This window comes from Endozoicomonas sp. ALD068 (assembly GCF_049310145.1).
GTDB lineage: Bacteria > Pseudomonadota > Gammaproteobacteria > Pseudomonadales > Endozoicomonadaceae > Endozoicomonas_A.
The window spans coordinates 6,635,222-6,658,107 of the sequence record NZ_JBLYNU010000004.1 but is presented as its reverse complement, the minus strand read 5'-3'; the positions used below and the strand labels follow the sequence as shown (position 1 = coordinate 6,658,107).

General features: G+C 49.2%; 17 protein-coding genes. 8 read left to right on the top strand and 9 right to left on the bottom strand.

Going from position 1 to position 22,886, the window contains the following annotated elements; all coding sequences use genetic code 11:
* Positions 1 to 61 precede the first annotated feature (61 nt).
* The 4 genes from ACO6V5_RS24025 to ACO6V5_RS24010 all read right to left on the bottom strand — a co-directional run bounded on the left by ACO6V5_RS24025 (position 62) and on the right by ACO6V5_RS24010 (position 6,784).
* Positions 62 to 2,443, bottom strand: a complete 2,382-nt coding sequence (locus ACO6V5_RS24025) for a hypothetical protein (RefSeq protein ID WP_422410243.1) — start codon at positions 2,441 to 2,443, stop codon at positions 62 to 64.
* A gap of 105 nt (positions 2,444 to 2,548) precedes the next feature.
* Positions 2,549 to 4,456 carry a hypothetical protein gene (locus tag ACO6V5_RS24020; protein WP_422135225.1) on the bottom strand — a complete coding sequence of 636 codons (1,908 nt, stop codon included), beginning with the start codon at positions 4,454 to 4,456 and terminating at the stop codon, positions 2,549 to 2,551.
* 108 nt (positions 4,457 to 4,564) lie between these two features.
* Positions 4,565 to 6,508, bottom strand: coding sequence for a hypothetical protein (locus tag ACO6V5_RS24015; RefSeq protein WP_422410241.1), 1,944 nt, complete (start codon positions 6,506 to 6,508; stop codon positions 4,565 to 4,567).
* Positions 6,509 to 6,628: 120 nt separating this feature from the next.
* The gene (locus ACO6V5_RS24010; protein WP_422442503.1) at positions 6,629 to 6,784 is read right to left on the bottom strand and encodes a hypothetical protein; all 156 of its coding nucleotides are present in this window, start codon (positions 6,782 to 6,784) and stop codon (positions 6,629 to 6,631) included.
* Between the two features lie 30 nt (positions 6,785 to 6,814).
* On the opposite strand from ACO6V5_RS24010, the gene ACO6V5_RS24005 reads away from it, so the two are divergent.
* The gene (locus ACO6V5_RS24005; protein ID WP_422135227.1) at positions 6,815 to 6,958 is read left to right on the top strand and encodes a hypothetical protein; all 144 of its coding nucleotides are present in this window, start codon (positions 6,815 to 6,817) and stop codon (positions 6,956 to 6,958) included.
* Here ACO6V5_RS24005 and ACO6V5_RS24000 read toward each other — a convergent pair.
* A complete protein-coding gene (locus ACO6V5_RS24000; RefSeq protein WP_422410239.1) occupies positions 6,943 to 8,685 on the bottom strand; it encodes a hypothetical protein in 1,743 nt (580 codons plus the stop codon). The two genes, ACO6V5_RS24005 and ACO6V5_RS24000, sit on opposite strands and share 16 nt — an antisense overlap.
* 112 nt (positions 8,686 to 8,797) lie before the next feature.
* Positions 8,798 to 10,543, bottom strand: coding sequence for a hypothetical protein (locus ACO6V5_RS23995; RefSeq protein ID WP_422410237.1), 1,746 nt, complete (start codon positions 10,541 to 10,543; stop codon positions 8,798 to 8,800).
* Between the two features lie 150 nt (positions 10,544 to 10,693).
* Here ACO6V5_RS23995 and ACO6V5_RS23990 point away from each other — a divergent pair, with 150 nt between their 5' ends.
* The gene (locus tag ACO6V5_RS23990; protein WP_422135230.1) at positions 10,694 to 11,827 is read left to right on the top strand and encodes a hypothetical protein; all 1,134 of its coding nucleotides are present in this window, start codon (positions 10,694 to 10,696) and stop codon (positions 11,825 to 11,827) included.
* A gap of 29 nt (positions 11,828 to 11,856) precedes the next feature.
* On the opposite strand, the gene ACO6V5_RS23985 is transcribed toward ACO6V5_RS23990, so the two are convergent.
* Genes ACO6V5_RS23985 through tsaD form a run of 3 tightly spaced genes read right to left on the bottom strand, consistent with a single transcriptional unit; the run spans position 11,857 to position 13,764 of the window.
* Positions 11,857 to 12,354, bottom strand: a complete 498-nt coding sequence (locus tag ACO6V5_RS23985; protein ID WP_422135231.1) for a 2-amino-4-hydroxy-6-hydroxymethyldihydropteridine diphosphokinase — start codon at positions 12,352 to 12,354, stop codon at positions 11,857 to 11,859.
* Positions 12,351 to 12,716 (bottom strand): dihydroneopterin aldolase, encoded by a 366-nt coding sequence (gene folB / locus ACO6V5_RS23980; protein ID WP_422135232.1) that lies wholly within the window; start codon positions 12,714 to 12,716, stop codon positions 12,351 to 12,353. The genes ACO6V5_RS23985 and folB overlap by 4 nt, the downstream gene beginning before the upstream one ends.
* The gene (gene tsaD / locus ACO6V5_RS23975) at positions 12,709 to 13,764 is read right to left on the bottom strand and encodes a tRNA (adenosine(37)-N6)-threonylcarbamoyltransferase complex transferase subunit TsaD (RefSeq protein WP_422138848.1); all 1,056 of its coding nucleotides are present in this window, start codon (positions 13,762 to 13,764) and stop codon (positions 12,709 to 12,711) included. The genes folB and tsaD overlap by 8 nt, the downstream gene beginning before the upstream one ends.
* A gap of 684 nt (positions 13,765 to 14,448) precedes the next feature.
* Here tsaD and rpsU point away from each other — a divergent pair.
* The 6 genes from rpsU (at position 14,449) to ACO6V5_RS23945 (ending at position 22,856) form a co-directional block, all read left to right on the top strand.
* Positions 14,449 to 14,664 carry a 30S ribosomal protein S21 gene (rpsU, locus tag ACO6V5_RS23970; RefSeq protein ID WP_034839300.1) on the top strand — a complete coding sequence of 72 codons (216 nt, stop codon included), beginning with the start codon at positions 14,449 to 14,451 and terminating at the stop codon, positions 14,662 to 14,664.
* Between the two features lie 86 nt (positions 14,665 to 14,750).
* On the top strand, positions 14,751 to 15,200 hold the full coding sequence (locus tag ACO6V5_RS23965; protein WP_422135234.1) for a GatB/YqeY domain-containing protein: 450 nt from the start codon (positions 14,751 to 14,753) through the stop codon (positions 15,198 to 15,200).
* A 143-nt stretch (positions 15,201 to 15,343) separates the two neighbouring features.
* A complete protein-coding gene (dnaG, locus tag ACO6V5_RS23960; protein ID WP_422135235.1) occupies positions 15,344 to 17,293 on the top strand; it encodes a DNA primase in 1,950 nt (649 codons plus the stop codon).
* A 462-nt stretch (positions 17,294 to 17,755) separates the two neighbouring features.
* A complete protein-coding gene (rpoD, locus tag ACO6V5_RS23955; RefSeq protein WP_422135236.1) occupies positions 17,756 to 19,579 on the top strand; it encodes an RNA polymerase sigma factor RpoD in 1,824 nt (607 codons plus the stop codon).
* A 266-nt stretch (positions 19,580 to 19,845) separates the two neighbouring features.
* Positions 19,846 to 21,237 (top strand): hypothetical protein, encoded by a 1,392-nt coding sequence (locus ACO6V5_RS23950; protein ID WP_422410232.1) that lies wholly within the window; start codon positions 19,846 to 19,848, stop codon positions 21,235 to 21,237.
* 224 nt (positions 21,238 to 21,461) lie between these two features.
* The gene (locus ACO6V5_RS23945; RefSeq protein WP_422135238.1) at positions 21,462 to 22,856 is read left to right on the top strand and encodes a cytochrome P450; all 1,395 of its coding nucleotides are present in this window, start codon (positions 21,462 to 21,464) and stop codon (positions 22,854 to 22,856) included.
* Positions 22,857 to 22,886: the final 30 nt, after the last annotated feature.

The window sequence follows — 22,886 nt, the reverse complement described above, 5'->3', positions numbered from 1 at the left end:
TTAGCTTATAAACAAGCGTGTCGTAAAAACCTGATCCCCATACAACCAGATTGTTACTTATTCATTTACCTTCTTGAGGGCTGAGGTCATTGTCCTGGTCCAGGGCAGCAGACTTGCGTTTTCGATGACTTCTTTTGTGATTATAAAGAACGCCTGTATTCATACAGACCTTCCCACATGGCCGCTGCTGGCCAAAATCACCGACCACGATCACGTCACAGCTTTTTTCATTGGTATGGGATCTGATTTTGTGTTGTGACAGATTTTGAGTATTCTCACAGACTCGCCCGCATAGCCGTTGCCGACCATCTTTCCCAACCATGACTGCGTCACAGATTTTTTGCCCGGTGTGGTCCTTTCTTTTATGTTCCGACAGGCTTCGGGCATTACTGCAGACTTTCCCGCATGGCTGCAACTGACCATCATTTCCGAGCACGGGCAAGCCGCAGGTCTTTTGTCCGGTATGGTAGTTGCTTTTGTGAATCGTCAGGGCCAAAGCACCGTTGCAGACCCTACCACATGGATACTGTTGGCCATCCTTTGTTATCACCATTCTGTCACAGGTTTGTTGGCCTGTGTGGGCATTTCTTTTGTGACTTTTCAGAGCGACAATACTCTGACAGACTTTTCCGCATGGTCCCCACTGACCACCCTCCCGGATCACACTTACGTTACAGGTTTGTTGTCCGCTATGGTTGTTTCTTTTGTGCTCCATCAGGGCTTGGAGATTCTTGGAGACCTTCCCGCATGGTCGCTGCAAGCCATCGTCTGTGACCACCGTTTCGTCACAGCTTTGTTGCCCGGTGTGTTTTCTTCTTTTGTGATCCGATAGGGCACGAGGATTCTTGCAGACCGTCCCGCATGGCAGCAGCTGGCCATCGACCCCAATCATGGTTTCGTCACAGGCTTGATGCTTTACGTGGTTTCTTCCTTTGTGATCCGACAGGGCTTTTACATTCTTGCAGACCACTCCACATGGCCGCAGTTGACCATTCTCCCCGAACACGTTTACTTCACAGGTTTGTTGCTCACTGTGGCTTCTTCTTTTGTGATTGAACATGGCTTTGGAATTCTTGTAAACTTTTCCGCATACCTGTCGCTGGCCATTCACTCCGACCAACATTTCATTACAGATTTTTTGCCCGCAGTGGGCTTTTTTTTTGTGATCCAACAGGGCCTGCTGACAATGTGTGGCTGTGAATATAACATTATCAGGTGCTGCCGGGACTTGTACTGTATTTGTCTGGGTAAGGGGAAAAGAAATCTCGCCTTCTTCGGGAGGACTGTTTAGATCGAGCGCCCCATTAATGCCCTCAAAATCACCAGTGGTGAAAGTAAAAGTGTCGAACATTGGTACATCATCATTGAGTGGCGCGTTAGCATCAGTTTTATTGGCGGTCACTGCACTCATAATGTTCAGGGTGGCTTCGTCTAAGTCAAACTCGTCTAAGTCAAAATCATCTGAGGCGACCCCGTCTAGGGCGACCCCGTCTAGGGCGACCCCGTCTAGGGCGACCCCGTCTAAAGAGCTGCCACCAATATCATCTGTCCGTGGCTGAAAGAACTGGCCAGAATCGAAAAGGCTTTGAGTCCCGGAAAGATCATTCAATGTTTTTAAAAGCGAGCCTTCTCGGGAGTATGCAGGACATACAGGCTCAAATCGATCTTTGCAACTTATGCAGTGTCCATTGGTCAAATGGGTACATGAGTCTTCTGAGAAGTTCAGTGGCCAGTCAGCAGGTGCTTCGCTATTGCTTGAGGGCCTGAATCGACAAACGCCATGACAGGGATAGAGGAAACAATTCAGGCTCAAAGTATGCTGGCGTCGATGAGGGCCCCGGTTACCTTCGCCAGAGCCAGAATTCAGAAAGCTGTACAGAGAGCCTGAACCTTGGTTGGTGGCTTGTGAAGTTTGCTGCCCATATGATTTAGATAGCGGGTATTTTGGTGGGTTATGTCCGGAGTCAAACATCACAGTGATGGTCGCAAACGGTAGTTCCTGGCTCGCCTGTTGTTCAATCGGTTTAGACAGAGGTAAGTCTGGATACCAATAGCGGTTTAAAAGCCAACCGACTGCAACAACCCATCCTAAACGTACCCATGAGTGGGAATCGTAGCTCAGGGGAGCGTCTCTGGTGGTCAGAATCATTTCGTAAGCAACCGCAAGTCCAGAGGCGTGAAGCAACTGCCATGAAAACAATGCAATGATGTTGGTATTTACTCGGTAACCATCAGATTTGTGTCTTTTGTCATCAGGCAAAGAATCGGATTCTGCATAGGCTTTGGTAGCGGCAATGCCAGACCAGTTGCCGGGCAATGTATGCATATCGCGATTTTTCGAAACGTTCTGTTTTGGTGAATCTGCATCCTCTTCAGGCTCGACAATAAAAGATCTTGTCAAGGCTTCGGTCTGGCAGACACCAGAAAACAACAGTAGCAGCAACAGCGATGCTGCAGAGAGTGAGTGTTTAATAATTCTATCCTTGCATCCTGAATTACAGAGAAGAAGGATAGATCAAGAAAACCTTGCGAAAGAACGGGTGCCAGATCAAGGACGGGGATCAGCGTCCTGCTCGACATCAACAGGCTTGCGCATTCGATGCATTTTTTTGTGATAGATCAGAGCTTGAGCATTCTTGCAGACCTTACCGCATGGTCGCGACTGCCCATCTTTTCCCACCAGTGGCAAGTTACAGCTTTTTTGTCCGGAGTGATATTTTCTTTTATGATCCAACAGGGCATTAGAATTCTTGTATGCCCTCCCACACAAGTGTTGACGGCCATCGGGCAGAACCAGGTCACAGATTTGTTGCTTGGTATGAGCTCTTTTTTTGTGATCCGACAGGGCTTGAGCATTGTTGCAGACCTTTCCGCATGGCTGCACCTGACTATCCTTTCCGACCACTATCACTGCACAGGTTCTTTGCCCGGAGTGGTATCTGCTTTTGTGAACTGACATAGCGCGAGCATTCTTGCAGACTGACCTGCATGGCCTCTGCAAGCCGTGCTCCCCGAAAAAGGCTAAGTCACAGGTTTGTGGCCCGCTGTGTAATCTTTTTATGTGATCCGACAGGGTTTCATAATTCTTGATGATCTTTCCGCATGGCTGTTGCTGACCATCCGTCCCGATGACAGTCTCACTACAGATCTGTACCCCAGTGCGGTATTTGCTTATGTGATTTGATAGAACCAGAGCACTCTTGCAGGCCTTCCCAGGCAGACGCTGCTGGCTATCTTCCCCTGCCACAGTCGCGTAGCATATTGTTTGACTACTGTTGTTTGTCGCTTGTATTGCCACCGTCCGGTAACGATGATGTTGACCCTGATCCAATTGGCTTGATGCAGCAGTTGTTTGTAGTGTTTCCGGATGGGTAAACGGCATAGAAAAACCTGTTTCTTCATGAGGAATCTGCAGATCAACGGACCGATCAAAAAGCACGGAGTCATGAGCGGCCGAAAATGCATTCCCAAGCACTGGATCTTCATGATTGAATAATCCGGCAGTTTCAGTTTTATAAGTGACTCCGTCTATAGAGTTAACGTCAATGCCATGGGCCCAGGGCTCAAATAGTTGGTCTGCAATGAATTGGGTTTTAATGTCAGGCAAACCATTCATTGTTTCGAGAGGCACATTTCCCAGGGAATATTTAACGTTTTCAGAGTCAAAATAACCTATGCAACCCATGCAGTGCCCATAAGCCAGATGCGGGCATGAGCTTTCTCCGAATTTCAGTGGCCATTCAGCAAGTCCCGTGTTATTGGATAAGAGCTGGAATTGACAAACACCATGACAAGGATGGATGAAACAATTTAAACCCAACGTATGCAGGTGTTGTTGATGACCTCCGTTACCGCCGCCAGAATCAGAATTCACCAGCCTGATTGGAGCGCCTGTCGGTTGGGTGGTGGTTTGTGGAGCTTGCTGGCCGGGTGTTTCTGATGGCGTGTGTTGCGGTGCGTTATGTTCAGAACCAAACATCGCAGTGATGGCTGAAAACGGGCAAGACCCCTTTAGCAGCATAGAAGTCGACGGTTGTTCAAGCGAGTTAAACAACGTCGAATCAGGATTCCAATAACTTTTTAAGAGCCAACCAACAGCGACGGCAGCTTCCATAGATAGCCATGAATATAGGGTTAAACCCTGAGATGTGTCTCTGGTGGTCTGGATGAGCTCGTAAAGAACCAGCAAATGAGTAGCGTGGAGCAAATGCCATGAAATCGACTCAACAAGGGGTATTTTGACCCTGTAACTATATAATCTTTGCCGTTTATTATCAGGCAAATCGGGTGCTGCATCATAGCCTCTGGCGACGACAATGCCTGATGGGATGCCCGACAATTTACGCCGGTCACGCTTCACAGAAAAGTTCTGCTTTAGAGAATTTGCATCCTGTTCAAGCTCGACAATAAAACTTCGTATCAACGCTTCGGCCTGACAGATGTCAGATAGCGACATCAGCAGCAACAGCGATGCAGCAAAGAATGTGTGTTTAATAATTCCATCCTTGCATTCTGTTCGACAGAAAGGAAGGATAGATCACCACATGAAAAGACGGGTATGAGATCAAGAACCCGGACCACCGTCCTGACCCACATCAACAAGCTTGCGTTTTCGATGTATTCTATTGTGATGCAACAGTGCTCTACCATTCTTGAAGACCCTCCCACATGGCCGTTGCTGGCCACACTCTGTGAACAGGGTCGCGCTGCAAACTTGCTGTCCGCTGTGACTTGATTTTTTGTGATGCGACAGTACTTGAACATTCTTGAAGACCTTCCCGCACGATCGCGGTTGACCACCCTCCCCGATCACAGCCACTTTGCAAGTTTGTTGCCTGCCATGGAAGTTGCTTTTATGATTCGACAGAGCTTTAGCATTCTTGCAGATCTTCCCGCATGGCTGCGGTTGAGCATCCTCCCCAACCACAGCCAGGTTACAGATTGACTGGCCTCTGTGGTATCCGCTTTTATGAGCCGACAGGGCCAGAACATTCCTGCAGACCATCCCGCATGGCCGCAGCTGACCATCCTCGCCAATCACGGTAAGCTTACAGGTTTGTTGCCCGCTGTGGCTTCTTCTTCTGTGTTCCGACAGGGTTATAGGATTGTTGCAGACTGTCCCGCATTTCCTCAGCTGGCCATCGTCGCCAACCACCGCTGCGCTACAAGTTTGTTTGCCAGAGTGATCTCTTATTCTGTGATAAGAGAGAGCTTGACGATTCTTGCAGACCATTCCGCATGGCCGCGACTGGCTATCCTCGCCGATCACACTCACCTCACAAATTCGTTGCCTAGTGTCGTCTTTTATTTTTTGATGCGACAGGGCTTGAGCATTCTTGCGGGCCTTACCACATAGCTGCGGCTGGCCATCTTCCCTGACCATGGTCACACCAGAGGTTTCCTGTTCGCTCTGGTCTTTCGTTTGTACTCTAACTGCCTTGGAAAGACGGTGTGGGCCCTGAACCAGTTGCGATGATTCTGTTTTTGTTTGTAGTGTTTCCGGAGCTTCCATTCGAGGTCTGAAATGGTTCAGAGTAGAGGGCATCCCGTTTTTTTCGTGAAGACTTTGACGCCCCAGATTAAGTAAACCACTAATTATGATCAGGTCATCAGCGGTGGCAGGCCAACGTCGGGGCATTGTCAGATCATCATTAAGTGGCCCGTTATAATCTGTATTTGCTACTCCGGTCTGGCCTGTCGAAGGTTCAATGGCATTCAGCAACCATTCAGCAGGCCTTCTGCTATCGGATAATGATCGGAGTCTGCAAAAACCCTGGCAGGGATGTACGAAACAATTTAAACCAAAAGTATGCTGGTGTTGTTGAGGGTCTCTGTCACCGTCATCAAACTCGGAATACAGGAAGCTGGTGAATGAGCTTGCAGGGCAGGTGACTGTTCCCGGACTTTGCTGGCCGGATGATGCTGATGGCGAATATTGTTGCTGGTTATGTCCGGAGCCAAACGCCGCAGTGACGGTTACAAACGGGAGATCCCCCTGTGTCAGCATGGATGTCGCCTCATGCTGTTCAATCGGGTTAAAAAGTGATGATTCAGAGTTCCAATAGCTTTTTACAAGCCAACCGGCAGCGACAACCACTTTTACAGGCAGCCATGAATATCGTTTGCAGCATACAGGAGCGTGATTGGTGGTCAGGATCAGTTCGTAAGCAACCAGCAGTTGAGTGGCGTAAAGTAACTGCCATGAAATCGACTCAATAAGATTCATTTTGAGCTCGTAACTGCTCAATTTGTGTCGTTTTTCATCGGGCAGTGAATCTGACCCTGTACAGCCGTTTGTATCAGCAATGTCTGACGGGTTGCCCGACTTTGAGAGCAGATCAGACTTTATAGAAAAGCTTTGTTTTGGAAAGCTTGCATTCTGTTTAAACTCAACAACAAAACGTCTTGTCTGCACTTCGGCCTGACAGATGACAGAAAACGTCAGAAGCAGCAATAGCGATAACGCAAAGAGTGAGTGTTTAATAATTCTATCCTTGAGTTCTGGCATACAGAAAGGAAGGATAGATCAGGAAAACAAGTATGCTTTTCTTTTAAAAACCTTCTATTAAAAAAGCCAAAGGTTGCCCCGGGCAAAACCATATGAAAGATCTGCTGCCAGACCCGATCATTAGCAAAATCGTCGTAAACCCTCGCCCAATCGAGGGTGTCGCAAAACTCCAACAGCTCGTTCCCATGCTCTGAGTTCGTCATTCCCGCGAAGGCGGGAATCCAGCGCCAACGGTGGATCTCTGCCTTCTCGGGGATGACAAAGCCAGGGGAGCACCGGGCATTATGGTTCTGGTGGTGAGTCAGTGTGGATTCCCGCCTTCGCGGGAATGACGAGAATGAAATCGGGAATGACGAGAATCAAGTTGGGAATGACGGGGGTGAAGGCGGGAACCAGAGTTTTGCGACACCCTCGACAGGGCGGGGAGCAGTCACTTATTTACTTTCGTGAGGTTCGGGGCCATGATCCTGGTGCACTTCAACAGGCTTGCGTTTTCGATGTAATCCTTTGTGTACCGAAAGGGTATGAGCATTCTTGAAGACTCTTCCGCATCGCCACTGCTGGCCATCCTCTCCGACGACCGATACGTCGCAGGTTTTTGGCTCGCTGTGGACGCTACTTTTATGTTGCGACAAGGCAAGAGCATTCTTGCAGACTTTCCCGCATGGCCGTTGCTGACCGTCCTCACCGGCCACTGTCACGACACAGCTTTTTTGCACACCGTGGTCTTTTTTTTTGTGCGTCGACAGGGCCTGAGCATGCTGGCAGACTTTCCCACACGGCTTCTGCTGACCATCCCTTGCAAACACGGGCACGTCACAGGTTTTTTGCCCGGTGTGATAATTGCTTTTATGAATCGACAGGGCCGCAGTATTCTTGCAAGCCTTCCCGCATGGCCGTTGCTGGCGATCTTTTGCGACCACTTTCACTTTACAGATTTGTTGAACACTGTGCTCTCTTTTTTTGTGAACCGACAGGGCTTGAGCATGCTTGCAAATCTTCCTGCAAGGCCGTCGCTGACCATCCTCTGCAACCAGAATCTCTTTACAGGTCTTTTGGCCAGAGTGAAAGCTGCTTTTGTGACTCGACAGGGCGCTGGCATTCTTGCAGACCTTATCGCACCGTCTCTGTCTGCCATCCTCTCCGACCAGGATAACTTCACAAGTCCGATGACTACTGCGATCTGCAGTTTTTAACCTGCGTGCCCTGGAAATACGGGGTGGATATTGACCTGATTGGGATGATCCTCTTGCTGTTTGTTGTGTTTCTGAAGTTTCCATTGGAGGTGTGAAATAACTTTGCGTAGATGAAATCCGGCGTTCTTCCTGAAGACAATGACCACCCAGATTGAGTAAAACACTGGCTATAAACCAGTCATTACTGTTGACAGGAAAATAACTCGGCATTGGCACATCATCACTGAGTTGCCCTCTGCTGCCTGTCGAATGTTCTACCGAGTTCAGCGGCGATTCAACGAACTCCCTGCTATCGGGTGACAGTTGGTATCTACAAACGCCATAACACGGGTGGACGAAACAATTTAAACCTAAAGTATGTGCATATTGTCGAGGGCCACCGTTACCGCCGCCAGAGTCAGAATACAGGAGGTTGGTGAGATAGCCTGTATGATGGACGGCTGCCCGAATCGCTGGCTGGCTGGATGATTCTGATGGTGGGTATTTTTCCGGGTTTTGTCCGGAGCCGAACATCATGGTGATGGCCCTGAGTGGATAATCCGGACGCATTTTTTGTTGTTCAATTGAGTTTAAGAGCAATGAATCGGGGTTCCAATAACTTTTTATAAGCCAACCGATAACGACGACCGCTTCTAAAGGTAGCCATGAATAAAGAGGGACATCTTTGCCAGTCAGTTTCAATTCATAAGCGACCAGCAAGTCAGTGGCACAGAGCAACTGCCACGAAATCAATTCGATGAGGGTGGTTTTTACACTGTAACTGTAAGATCTATGTCGTTTGTCATCGGGCGGCGAATCAGATTCTGCATTGCCGTTGGTAACAGCAATATCTGATGGGTTGACCGGCAATTCAGGCCGATCATGTTTGATCGAAAAGCCCTGTTTTAGTGAAGCTGTATCCTGTCCAAGATCGACAATAAAACGCCCTGTCACCGCTTCGACCTGACAGACGACAGACAACGAGAATAGCAGCAACAGCATTACGGCACAGATTGAGTGTTTAATAATTCTGTCCTTGCATTCTCTTTTACAGAGAGGAAGGATAGATCAAGACCCCCTAAAAGGTTTGATTGCGGACCTGATTATTAGTTATTCACTTTATCTCCCGAGAACGATTGTCCTTGTCCTGGTCGAGATCTTCAGGCTTGCGCTTTCGATGCATTCTTTTGTGCCCGGTCAAGGCTTTAGCGTTCTTGCAAACTACCTTGCATGGGCACTGCTGATTCAGACCGGCTATTGTCAGGCCACAGGCTTTTTGCCCGCTGTGCTCTTTTTGTTTGTGATCCCTCAGTTCGCGAGCAGTCATGCAGGTCACCCCGCATATCCGTCGCTGACCATCCTCCCTGACCACAGCCACCAAACAAGTTCTGTGTCGGATGTGGAAATTGTTTTTGTGAAGATAAAGAGCGTAAAGATTCTTGAAGACCTTGCCGCATGACCGCTGCTGGCCATCCTCTCCAACCACTGTCAGGTCGCAGGTTTTTTGTCCGCTGTGTCTTGCGCTTTTGTGAGAAGACATGACTCGGGCATTCTTGCAGATTTTCCCGCATGGTCGCTGCTGACCATCTTCCCCGATCACGATCACCTCACAGATTCGTTGCCCGATGTGAACTCTGCTTCTAAGATTCGACAGTCCTTTGGCATTCTTGCAAACTGTTCTCAATGTCTGCGGCTGGTGACCTTCCGCGAGCACTGCCAGGTTAGGTTTTTTTTGTCCTGTATGGTCTGTGGCTTCTACTGTGTCTGCCCGGAAAAGGGGTGGTTGGCCCTGACCTGATCGGGATGGCTCGGTGATTATTTGTTGTCTTTCTGAATCGGCAGGAGTAAAGAAAATCGGTTCATCTACGAGAAGACTCTCTCGACCGGGCAACTCGTTATTAGCTGCCAAATCATTAGCAGTGTAAAACCAGTCTCCTGGCATTGTTAAATCATCATTGAATAACCCGCTATCGCCAGCTGTAAAGGTTGTACCTGTGCTCATCGAACCTGAAGCGCCCCCATCGATAGGGTTGCAATCAAACTCATGGGCCTGAGGTCCAAATACGACATCAGAATTCAATAGGACCGGAATGTCAGGAACATCATCTGTCTGGTCTGTCGAACGCTCTTCGCAATACTGCGACCAAACTGCAGGCTCTCTGATATTGGATGATGGTCTGAATTGACAAACGCCATTACAGGGATGGAGGAAACAATTTAAACCTAAAGTGTGCGGGTGTTGTTCAGGCTCACCGTTACCATCACCAAAGTCAGAATAAGAGACCTCAGTAACATAGCCAGCAAGGAGGGGAGTGGCTGCCGATACTTGCTGAGTGGATGATGCTGATGGCGAGTATTGTGTCTGTCCGTGTCCGGAGCCAGTCGTCCCGGTAATAGCCGTAAACGGGTAATCCCGGCTCGCCTGCTGTTGAGCCCAATCAAACCACTTTGAACTAGTGTTCAGATAGCTTTTTAAAAGCCAGCCGACAAGAAGAATTGCTTCCAGAGGTAGCTGTGGATAAAAGCTTGCACCACGAGCGGTGAGGCTGGAGGGCAGGATCAGTTCGTAAACAACCTGCAGGTGAGCGGTGTAAAGCAACTGCCATGGAATCGACTCAACAAAGGTCATTTGTAACCCATAACTGTCAGATCTGTGTCGTTTTTCATGAGGTGCTAAAGCGGGTCCTGCATAGGCGTTTGTGTCGGCAATATCTGATGGCTTGCGTGACAACGCAGGCGGCTCACGTTCTATGATAGAGTTCTGTTTCGGAGAACCTGCATCTTGTCCAAGCTCGATAATATAATGTCTTGTCAGTGCTTCGGTCTGGCAGGCGATCAACAACGCCAGTAGCATCGACAAGGGTACTGCAAAGAGTGAGTGTTTAATAATTCTATCCTTGATTTCTGGTTTACAGGAAGGAAGGAAGGATAGATCACCTGATGAAAGAAGGTTCTATAACAGCTTCCTTGCAGTTAATGTATTTTATTCAACGAAATAGATTGAGATGACATGGACATTTTTCTGGTCGGCGGTGCCGTTCGAGACAGGTTATTAGGCCTTCCACTCAAAGATCACGACTGGGTAGTGGTTGGTAGCAGTCCTGAGCAAATGACTGAACAGGGCTTTCAGCCTGTTGGCCAGGACTTCCCTGTCTTCCTTCATCCGGATACCAAAGAAGAATATGCGCTGGCTCGTACCGAAAGAAAGTCCGGTCATGGTTACACTGGCTTTGTTTTTCATACCGCCCCCGATGTCACTCTGGAAGAAGACCTGATCCGCAGAGACCTGACCATTAATGCCATGGCCCAGGATGATCTTGGCAATATCTATGATCCCTACGGTGGTCAGAAAGACCTCGAACAAAAACTGCTTCGCCATGTTTCCCCGGCATTCCAGGAAGACCCCCTGCGCATTCTTCGTGTAGCTCGATTTGCCGCCCGCTTCCATCACCTGGGGTTCAGGGTGGCTCCCGAGACTCTCGAATTGATGTCCTCTATGATCGACAGAGGTGAAGCCTCCTATCTGGTTCCCGAGCGAATCTGGCAAGAAACCACACGCGCCCTGTCTGAACCTGACCCTGAGATATTTTTTGAAGTATTATCTGAGTGTCACGCCATAAACGCCGTTATGCCGGAATGGGCTCCTTTCCTGAGAGAGAATTCGACAGGCATAAAAGCACTTCGCACGGCAGCCATTCAACAGGCGTCTTGTGACGTTCGATTTGCAGTCACCTTCGCTTCTGAAAAAGAACTCTCCAGAGACTTACTGACTGCACTGAGTAAACGACTGAAAACACCTTCCCAGTTTTCAGAGCTGTCCAGCCTGACTTTTCAGCACAGTGCTTATTTAATCGAGCACGCCGAAGCCCTAGAAGCAGAACAGCTAATGATTCTGTTTGAAAACACCGATGCATTCAGGCGGTCAGAACGTTTTGACGCCTTTCTGAAAGCCAGCCGCTGCATTGCCGTAGCTCAGAAAAAAACACTTTCTGAAAGCCATCAGAGCCAGATAAAATCCTTGCTTTCTCTTTGCCTTTCGACCAATGCCAAAGAGATTGTTGCCCGGGGCTTTAAGGGCAAGGCGATAGGTGAAGAACTGAGAAAAACGAGAGTATTACGAATGCAGGAACAACTGGATCACTAGAATTATTCAGCCCATGAACGGGCTGCTGATCAGATGGCTTCGAACTCCAGCTCAGGCAGAAGACGAGGTTGACTACCCAGCTTAACGCCTGGTTCAAATACCAGATTAATAGCGCCGGTAAAAACACTGACTGGCCTGCCCATCTGAAAATTCCATAACTGCTTTACCAGGGGTCGATAGTAAACTTCTTCGATGCTGCTGATCCTCACATCGCGAACATCATCAACCACCTGTAAAATATCGAGATCAGCCCGGCATTCAAGACTGCCTCTGACTCTTCCTAGCCGGTCTTCTACCTGCTTGCACCAGCCATTAATCGATGCGGATGACACTTCGCTCTCAAAGCAGGCGACAGCATTATAGTAATCAGCCGCTCTCTCCTTAGCCACAGCACCACCCTCGGCAGACGTTTGAATCAGACTACTGACCAATAAGGTACCAAACTGCTGACGGAGAGTCTGTATCATTTGCCAACAGTTTTGCTCGGCCTCATCATTGGACCCTACGCCAATGTAAAAAAGTGTCATGGCTGACGCATCTCTTCCCTGGTTCGTTCGCACCACACGGAGGCTAAAGCACCTTTCAATGCCTGTGGTTTTCGGATCAGTACTCCGACCCTGTCAACATTGAAATTCGCCTGAATTAACTGAATGATGCCACCTGCCAGGGCTTCGAGCAAAGCATATCGGGATGCTTCGCAAAAAGCACGAACGGTCTGGCTGATAGCATCGTAATCCAAGGCATCGTTCAGGTCGTCAGATCGAAATGCCCGGGAAAAATCAGTTTCCAGCTCTAAATCAATGATCAAAGGCTGGGCCGCTTCGTGCTCAAATTCGTAAACACCAATCACAGCCTGGGTTTCCAGCTGTTCAATTCGAACCTTATCCATTCACCCTGCCCTCTGGTTTCAGGTTAACGGCTTCCAGTGTTTCCATGTTCCAGCGTGGCATCGGGGCCACTTCAAGGGGCTCCGTCTGACCGGCAAGCAGACGCTGGCAACCGGCATAGGCGATCATTGCACCATTATCTGTACAAAACTCAGGTCTGGCATAACGAAGGCTGCCACCTTCTTTTGCCGCCATGGCTTCAAGCTGATTTCTCAACCGGCGATTGGCACTGACACCTCCGGCAATCACCAACTGTTTCAAACCGGTCTGCCTGAGAGCCCGACGACACTTGAATGCAAGAGTATCAACCACGGCATCTTCAAAAGCCCAGGCAATATCCGCTCGATCCTGCTCGCTCAGCCCACCTTCTTCTTTACAGGCTGCTATGGTATTGAGTGTAAAGGTTTTCAAACCACTGAAGCTGAAATCCAGACCGGGACGATCGCACATAGGCCGTGGGAAGCGGAAACGCCCTTCAGTCCCCTTCTGTGCAAGATTGGAAACCCTTGGACCACCGGGATACCCTAATTCCAACATAGCGGCTACTTTGTCAAAAGCCTCACCAGCAGCATCATCAATAGACTCGCCCAACAGCTGATATTGCCCAATACCATCAACCCGCACCAATTGGGTATGACCACCCGACACCAGTAAGGCAAGGAAAGGAAAATCAGGTGGATTTTCTTCCAGCATAGGAGCCAGCAAATGACCCTCCATATGATGGACACCCACACAAGGAACACCCAGCGCCCAGGCCATGGAACGACCTATACTGGCTCCCACCATCAGGGCACCAATCAGACCCGGGCCTCTGGTGTAGGCCAGGGCATCAATCTGTTTGCGTGTGATGTCGGCTTTTTCCAGCACCTGGCTGATCAGTGGGAGAACCCTTTGGATATGGTCTCTGGAGGCCAGTTCAGGCACGACACCGCCATACTCGGTATGCATTTCAATCTGACTGTACAGAGCATCCGCCAGCAACCCTCTCTCGCTGTCATAAAGTGCAATGCCTGACTCATCACAGGATGTTTCAATCCCGAGGACTATCATCTGTTAGACCCACTACTGTTTTCAAAAAAAAGCTGTTTTCATTAAGGCAATGCCACGATCCGTTAGCATTGGCCTGTCAGATACAGCTGACACTTCCCGCTGGTTTCTGAAAGAAACTGTGGATTACCGTCATTCAGACAGCTTTTCAGCTCATCAACCTCAGCACAAATAACAGGCACCCTGATAATAAGAATCTGCCTATAAGGCTATTATTCGCTACCTGCTGCAGGATCTCGGGATGATACTGCAAAGCGGCCTTTACAGGAAATGCCAGACACCGCAACCCCGGGGACTCTTAAAGGAATGAAAGCAAGTCAGGTTTTTGCATTTATTGAAAATAGTCTATAAAATTCCCACCCTTAAAAATACGCGGCTAGTCTGAACATTTGTTCAGGCTTATTTTGCGGGTCGGAATTAGCTTCTTCCCACGGCTTTCAGGGCATCAGGTTAACTGTACTCCGGAAAAAAGTGTGAATGCTCAACCGCCTGCTCTCGTTTGGCGTGATTCATTGATATGAAAATCGTCAGGTCGAAAATAAATCCTTGCCAAGCCATCCCTGGCTTGTGAACAACAGGGCAGAATTTTCTGAAAGAGAGTAGATGGTACTAATAGCAGATGTTGTGATGCCGGGCTGCAAACCTTTATTAATGTACTCACTATTTTTATAGGAAGGTGATCTCTGCATGCCTGCTGTTAAAGTTAAAGAAAATGAACCGTTTGATGTAGCACTGCGCCGCTTTAAGCGCTCTTGCGAAAAGGCTGGGGTACTGGCTGAAGTACGTCGTCGTGAACACTACGAAAAGCCTACCTCCGTTCGCAAGCGCAAGGCCGCTGCTGCTGTCAAGCGTCATTTGAAAAAACTGCAGCGCGAACAGCGTCGTCGCGAGCGTCTGTATTAAGAACGGATTTCCGGCTTTAATAACTTCGATTCCCAAATTTCTGCTCGAAACTTTCTTTCGGGAAAGAATCGTATTGAGGTAAGAACATGAGCGAATGCCAGGTCAGGGAACAACTGACTGCTGCAATGAAGGATGCCATGCGCAGCCGCGACAAGGTTCGATTGGGAACGATTCGCCTGGCTCTTTCCGAGCTTAAGCGAATAGAAGTAGACGAAAAGTCGATTGACGACACCCGCGCCCTTGCAGCACTTGACAAGATGGCCAAGCAACGCCGCGATGCCATCAACCAGTTCGAGTCTGCAGGGCGCACTGATCTGGCTGATCAGGAGAAACTGGAACTGACCATTCTTCAGGGCTTCCTGCCCTCGCAGCTCAGCACCGAAGAAATCAGCCAACTCGTCTCGGAAGCCATTCGCGAAACCGAGGCACAAAGCATGCGCGACATGGGAAAGGTCATGGGCATTATCAAGCCTAAAGTTCAAGGCCGGGCAGACATGAGTCAGGTCAGCCAGACCATCAGACAACTGCTTAACTGAGTCAGCTCTGCGCAAGTCTGCCATCAACATTGGCAACAATCACTGACAACCGTCCATTAGCGATGATAACATCAGCACTCTGTTAAGATTTCTGGCAGCGGCCTTTTCACTTCAATGGCTGGCACTCACATTTATGGGCATTTATGGCCGGACGCATCCCCCAGACATTTATTGATGACCTGCTGAACCGGCTGGACATCGTGGACGTTGTCGATAGCCGGGTAAAGCTTAAGAAGACCGGTCGAAATTACTCCGCTTGCTGCCCTTTCCATCAGGAAAAAACCCCATCATTCACTGTCAGCCCGGACAAGCAGTTTTACTATTGCTTTGGCTGCGGTGCCAGCGGCAACGCCCTGGGCTTTGTCATGGATTTTGACCACCTGGACTTCCCGACAGCAGTTGATTCTCTGGCCAGCCAGGTTGGACTGGAAGTTCCCAGAGAACAGCACAGTCAAAAACGCGGCCCGGATCACAGCCCGCTTTATGAGCTGATGACCAAAGCCAACGTTTTTTTCAACGAACAACTGATTAAAGCTTCTGATGCACCCAAAGCCATTGAATACCTTAAGCAGAGAGGACTGGATGGCCAGACCTGCAAACGTTTCGGTATCGGCTTTGCCCCGCCTGGCTGGGACAACCTGAAGAATCATCTGGCAGAGAACCAGGAGAAAGAAGACCAGTTAGTTACCACCGGCATGCTGGTGGAAAAAGAAGAAACCAAAAGCCGCTATGACCGCTTCCGCGACCGAATCATGTTTCCCATTCATGATACCCGAGGCCGAATCATCGCTTTTGGTGGCCGGGTACTGGGCGACGCCAAACCCAAATACCTCAACTCACCGGAATCCCCCATTTTCCAGAAGGGACGGGAGTTATATGGACTGTATGAAGCCAAAAAGCATAATCGCCACCTTGAACGCATTCTTGTTGTCGAAGGCTATATGGATGTTGTTGCCCTGGCCCAACAGGGCATTAACAATGCTGTCGCCACCCTGGGTACAGCAACAACCCCGGACCACATACAGAGACTTTTTAAAACCGTATCAGAAGTTGTGTTCTGCTTTGACGGCGATAATGCTGGCGGACGCGCAGCCTGGCGAGCCCTTGAATCCACTCTTCCCCATATGAAAGATGGCAATCAGGCACGTTTTCTGTTTTTACCCCAGAGCGAAGATCCGGACAGCATGGTCAGACAAGAAGGTGCCGATGCCTTTCTGGAAAGAATAAAAACCACCGCCCTCAGCCTCGACACTTTCCTGTTTCAGGAACTCAGTAACGGTATCGACCTGAATACCATGGACGGACGTTCACGACTGGCCACCGATGCACAACCTCACCTCCACAAGATTCCCGACGGTCTGTTCAAACAGATGTTGATGCAGAAACTGTCAGAGATCACTGGTTTGAATACCGATACTCTTGAAAATTATTTAAACAAAAAGAGTGAGCCTGAACCTGCCGCTGATAACGCATACGACGATTACCCTATACCTGCTGAAACCGACTATTATCCGCAAGCGCACTATGAGCCTGAGTCTGCCCAGCACTTCCAACCTCAGACGTATAGTTTTGAGCGCAAACCCTTTAAAAAGGGTTTTAAGGAAAAGAACGAACCGCCCGTTCCTGCGCCGTTAAAAGTGGGTCGATCTCTATATGCCATCCGGCACCTGCTTTGTAATCCTGAATTAGCGACCAGCGTAAAAGCAATCAATGAACTGGAAGGTGACGGGCATCCTGATACACAACTGTTAATTGCTCTGATAAAAACGCTTCAGGAACAACCTAAACTGGCCACTATTGCCCTGATCGCACAATGGCATGGTACTCACCACGGCATTCGACTTCAGGAAATCGCATCGTTGGAACTTGGGCATCAGCCCAACGACCAAGAATTCCATGAAGCTATAGAACGAATCAGGGATACGGTCCGGGAGCTTGAGCACAAACAGACGGCCAACTCTCTTAAACAAACTTTTTCACAGAAAAAACCCGGTCAGATAGACTCGGCACAACGCAGTGTTCTGGAAGCCCTGCTTGAAAAGAAAAAGAAAAAACTCGGTATCGAGTCCACGAACACCAGTACCAAGAAATAACGTTCTGAAAACCCGGAAAAATCCCGGACTGAACGACAAACGCCTTATTTTTTAGCAATAACTGTAAGTAAAATGTAAATTGTTTTTTATCACTTTATTTATGGCGACGCACATATTTTTAGGTATATACTTGAACTTCACTGTGCTATGTGGGAAGCCGTTATTAACCACACACCTGATTCTGAAACCGGTCTGAAACAGCCATGAGCGAAGAAGGCATCTTACTGACTCACCTGTTGTGAGAGGGTGCTTTTACGGTAAAAAGCCAAGGAAGGGGACCCTCACCATGCGTAGTTTTTCATGGACCGTTTTTCCGGTGCCCCATCCACTGAACATCGTGCAGATCCGCGAGAGTGTACTCTTTTACACTTTATTGTGGAAAACCTCATGTTTTTTGAGCTATAATTGCCTGCTTACGTTTTTTTTCGTCCGGCACTCCACTTTCGCTGTTAAAGGGTTGATATGTCAGCTAACTCGCAACAACAATCCCGACTGAAAGAGCTTATCTCTCGCGGTAAGGAACAGGGATACCTGACTTACGCTGAGGTAAATGACCATCTTCCTGAAGACATCTCCGACCCTGACCAGGTTGAAGATATCATTCGCATGATCAATGACATGGGTATCACCGTCTACGAAACAGCGCCGGACGCCGATACCCTGTTGTTGTCAGAAGCGGACACTGATGAAGCTGCTGCCGAAGAGGCAGCAGCAGCTCTTGCAGCTGTTGAACAGGAAGCAGGCCGAACCACTGACCCTGTGCGCATGTACATGCGTGAAATGGGCACGGTCGAACTGCTGACTCGCGAAGGCGAAATCCAGATCGCCAAACGCATTGAAGAAGGGCTGCGTGAAGTCATGTCAGCCCTGGCCAGATTTCCTGGCTCGGTTCAGATTGTTCTGGACGAATATGACCGGATTATAGAAGAAGAAGGCCGCCTGACTGATCTGATCAGCGGCTATATCGATCCTGATTCTGATGAGCCTGTCGCCCCCCCCTCTCCTGCTGTCGAGAACATCGAAGAAGACTTTGACGACGATGACTCTGATGACGATGACGATGACGACGCTGGCGGTCTTGATCCGGAAGAAGCCAAAGAGCGCTTTGATCTCCTTCGCGCTGGTCATGAGAAGGTACTGAGCACTTTGGCAAAGCATGACTTTGGTTCCAAAGAAGCCAAAGCTGCAATGGATGAACTGACCACAGCTTTCATGCCTCTGAAACTGGTTCCCCGTGTTTTTGACATGCTGGTTTTCCGCATCAGGAATACTCTGGACACCATTCGGGGCAATGAGCGCGCGATCATGCAATTCTGCGTACGCCGCGCGAAAATGCCTCGCAAGATCTTCCTCAGTACTTTCCCGGGCAACGAGACCAGCCTGAAATGGATTGATGACATCACTTCTGGCAGCGCCGGCTATGCTGAAGCCATCAATCACTACCGGGATGAAATCATACGTGCCCAGAAGAAGCTGATCACTATTGAGAAAGAGTTCGGCTGTACGCTGGTCCAGATCAAGGACATCAATCGCAGAATGTCTCTGGGCGAGGCCCGCGCCCGTCGTGCCAAGAAAGAAATGGTCGAAGCCAACCTGCGTCTGGTTATTTCTATCGCCAAAAAATACACCAACCGTGGTCTGCAGTTCCTGGATCTGATTCAGGAAGGCAACATCGGTCTGATGAAAGCGGTAGACAAATTCGAATACCGTCGCGGATACAAGTTTTCGACCTACGCTACCTGGTGGATCCGTCAGGCTATCACCCGCTCCATTGCGGACCAGGCCAGAACGATTCGTATCCCGGTTCACATGATTGAAACGATCAACAAACTGAACCGTATTTCCAGACAGATGCTCCAGGAGATGGGGCGTGAACCGACTCCTGAAGAACTGGCTGTTCGCATGGAAATGCCAGAAGACAAGATCCGCAAGGTACTGAAAATCTCCAAAGAGCCTATCTCCATGGAGACACCCATCGGCGACGATGAAGACTCCCATTTGGGTGATTTTATCGAAGACGCGACCATTCAGTCACCTATCGATCGGGCTACCGGCACTGGTCTGAAAGAATCTACCCGCAACGTACTCTCTGGCCTGACGGCTCGGGAAGCGAAGGTACTACGCATGCGTTTCGGTATCGACATGAACACTGACCACACTCTGGAAGAGGTGGGCAAGCAGTTCGACGTTACCCGTGAACGTATCCGTCAGATCGAAGCCAAGGCTCTGAGAAAGCTGCGTCACCCGACGCGCTCGGATCACCTGAGGAGCTTCCTGGACGAGTAATATCTTCCAGTTCCAAAGTACCAATAAAGCCGTGCTTTTCACTTTTGAAAGCACGGTTTTTTTGTATCTGGCTGCCACCAACTGGTCAAGACAGGTGACCCATCGTGGGTCGCTTCAATAACAGGTGTGTCCATTTTACTGACCTATATATGAACTCTTTGGAGCTTTTTTGCCCCTAATAATTAGACGGGTTGTATCGCAACCTCTGATCTCTCCAGAGGGAGTTGCGTAACACCAATAATGTTCTTTAAAAGGGGGATAACATTATGGACCCATTACGCGCTTTATTACTGACCATTCTGATCTTTTTTCCTGTCCAGGCTTCTGCTGGAGAATTTTCACCCGGCTACTCGACGGCATACCGCCACTTTCCAGAGCTGGTAACTGCACTTGATAAAAACTTTGATGGCCTGCTCTCCTACGATGAACTCATTGATGGCTACCATGCACCGTATCTGAACAAAGACCTTTATCAAACCATCAGGCTTTACCTCGTTAATTTCGAGTCGTGGCAAAACCCTGTTGCCGTCTCATTAAGCAGGGATAGCATTGAGTTGGCCGAACTGTCGGGACAAGTGGCAAAGTATCACCACGAGCGGGACAACACTTTTTGGGATGCCTGGCTTGCACAACCGGAACGGCAACCTTATGCAGACGCTTATAGACGACTTTTCCCTCATGGTCTGACCAGTATTACTCCGGATAATCTTGTGCAAAAGTATTTTCCAGACTGTGTTCTGATTGCCTCGCTGGCCTCAATAGCCAGCTCCGAAACCGGAAAAAGACTGATATTCAATTACTTCTATAATACGGCTGATGAACAGGTATTTAGCATCGTTTTTCGCGGCAGTAATGCAAGTATACCGATTCGATTCAGAGAAGTTGAGCACTACAAATTTGCCGAAACACGTGATGGCGGTATCTGGCTGGCTATGCTGGAAGCTGCTTACGCAGAATCGTCAAAAAGTTTCGTTAAAAAATATCGACAAGCCGACTGGTCACGGTTTGACTATCGCAAATATTCAAAGCTGGACGGGGTAGACCAGATGCAAGCTATTGATGTACTTATGGGATCCTATTCCGATTACATCAACCCGCAACTTCAAAGTCAGGAGCAGTTGAAGGAGCTACTCAACTCTTTTGTTGATAATGAAAAAGTTGCGATTTTTTCTGTTAACCCATCAATTTCAACTTTACTGAAGTTAAGGCCATTCGCTAGAATCAAAAGCTATCACGCCTATAGTCTGATCGGCTATGACAAAGAAAAAGATATTGTTTATATTCGTGACCCTCATGGCTGGTCTGCTACGCATACAAACCTCTATACCATTAACCAACATATTCAGCCTCTTTCCTCAGGCAACAGTGCAATATTTGAAGTCATAAAGAGCCACCCTTGGGACCCTGACTATAAACGCGCTTATGGACTGACGGATCCTGAACTAAACGACTTCCTCAACCAAACCGCACCACAGGCGCTGGACATCATAGCCAAAGGCGAAATCCTTTCCGATATTTCATTACCCATATCTACTTCTGAGAGAAGCCCTGCCAGGACCGGCATCATTGAAATGACCGTAGAACAGTTCATTGATACATTTAATGTCCTGTTCATCAGCCAGTGCGGCCCCTATCAATGCCCTAATATCAATAACTAGGAGCCTGGCCAGCCGGATATAAACTACTCTTTGGACTTGCTGTTATCTAATGGCTAATTAGCCTTGTCGAAAATCACCATCAGACCAGAAGGTGTCACGTGTAACAAGCTGCTTTTTACAGGGGTTAAGTCGCGCCGACGCTTTTGCACCTCTTTGGCATCGATGCCCGTACGAATGGGTCGGGAAATCGCTGATCGAAATCAATGAGTAAAAAAGGAGGGGTCATGACCCGTTTAAAGTTATTTGGCCGCAAAGAAAGCATGTCGTCCGCGCCTCAAGTCCCTGGGCCGACTGGGCTTGAAATGCTCAAGGTGATGAAGGAGGGGCAGCGCGATATCCTCAGCACGCTGATGAGCTTGAGCAATCAGTACGGTGATATTGTGCGTTTCCGCTATGGGCTTTGGCCAGCCTGTTTGGTGACGCACCCAGACCATGTTCGTCATGTGCTTCAAACAAATAATCGTAACTATGACAAAGGCAATCCCCTCTGGGATATGTCACGCTGGTTTTTTCGTGAGGGCTTGCTGACGAGCGAAGGGGAGTTTTGGCGACGGCAGCGTCGTTTGGCGCAACCCGCCTTTCATCATAAGCGTATCGCGACCTTTGCGGAGCTGATGGTTGAGGAAACGGTCAAGATGCTTGCGGCCTGGGTGCAAAAAGATCAGGAGGAAGAGGAAGCGGCGTTCGATATGGCTGCGGAAATGGGACACTTGACAGCCCGCATTGTCAGCACAACCCTCTTTGGAGTAGACGTTGAAGAGCAAGCCGAGGCGATCCATCGCCAAACCTTGCTCATTAATTCTGAGATTGGCGAACGATTCCGGGCGCTTTTGCCACTGCCGCCCGTGCTGCCCACGCCGCGTGACCGTCGTTTCCGAGCGGCACAAAAAGAGCTGAATGACGCCGTGGAACAAATGATCAGCAGGCATCGCCAAGACAATACAGAACGCGGCAACTTGCTCTCGATGCTAATGCACGCCCGTGATGAAGAAACGAACGAACAGATGACCGATCAGCAACTACGCGACGAAGTGCTGATTTTTTTTACCGCCGGGACTGAGACGACAGCCAATGCCCTGGCGTGGTGCTCTTATCTGCTTTCAACACATCCCACCGTGCGCCGCCGCCTTTGGGCTGAAATAGATGAGGTGTCAGGGGGGCGACGTGCCACGCTGGATGATTTGCCAAAGCTTAGTTACACGCGCATGGTCTTTCTCGAAGCGATGCGCCTCTTTCCACCCGCCTGGCTCATCTCGCGCCGCGCCGTCGCCGATGATGAAATCGCGGGCTACCACATCCCCGCCGGCACGATGATATTCACCAGCCCCTACGTCACGCACCGCCATGCCACCTTTTGGCCAAACCCTGAAGGCTTTGAGCCAGAGCGCTTTGAAAAAGAACGCGAAATCAAGCGCTTTGCCTACTTTCCCTTTGGCGGCGGCCCACGTCAGTGCATTGGCAACCAGATGGCCATGATGGAAGGCAGCCTCATCCTCGCCACCCTCTGCCAGCAATACCGCCTTGACCTCGTAGCTGGCCATCCCATCGCCCTCGAGCCCCTGATCACCCTCGCCCCACGGCATGGCATTATGATGACGCGCCATCGACGGCAAAGATGACGCGAATCCCTGACCACAAATCAAGAGAAT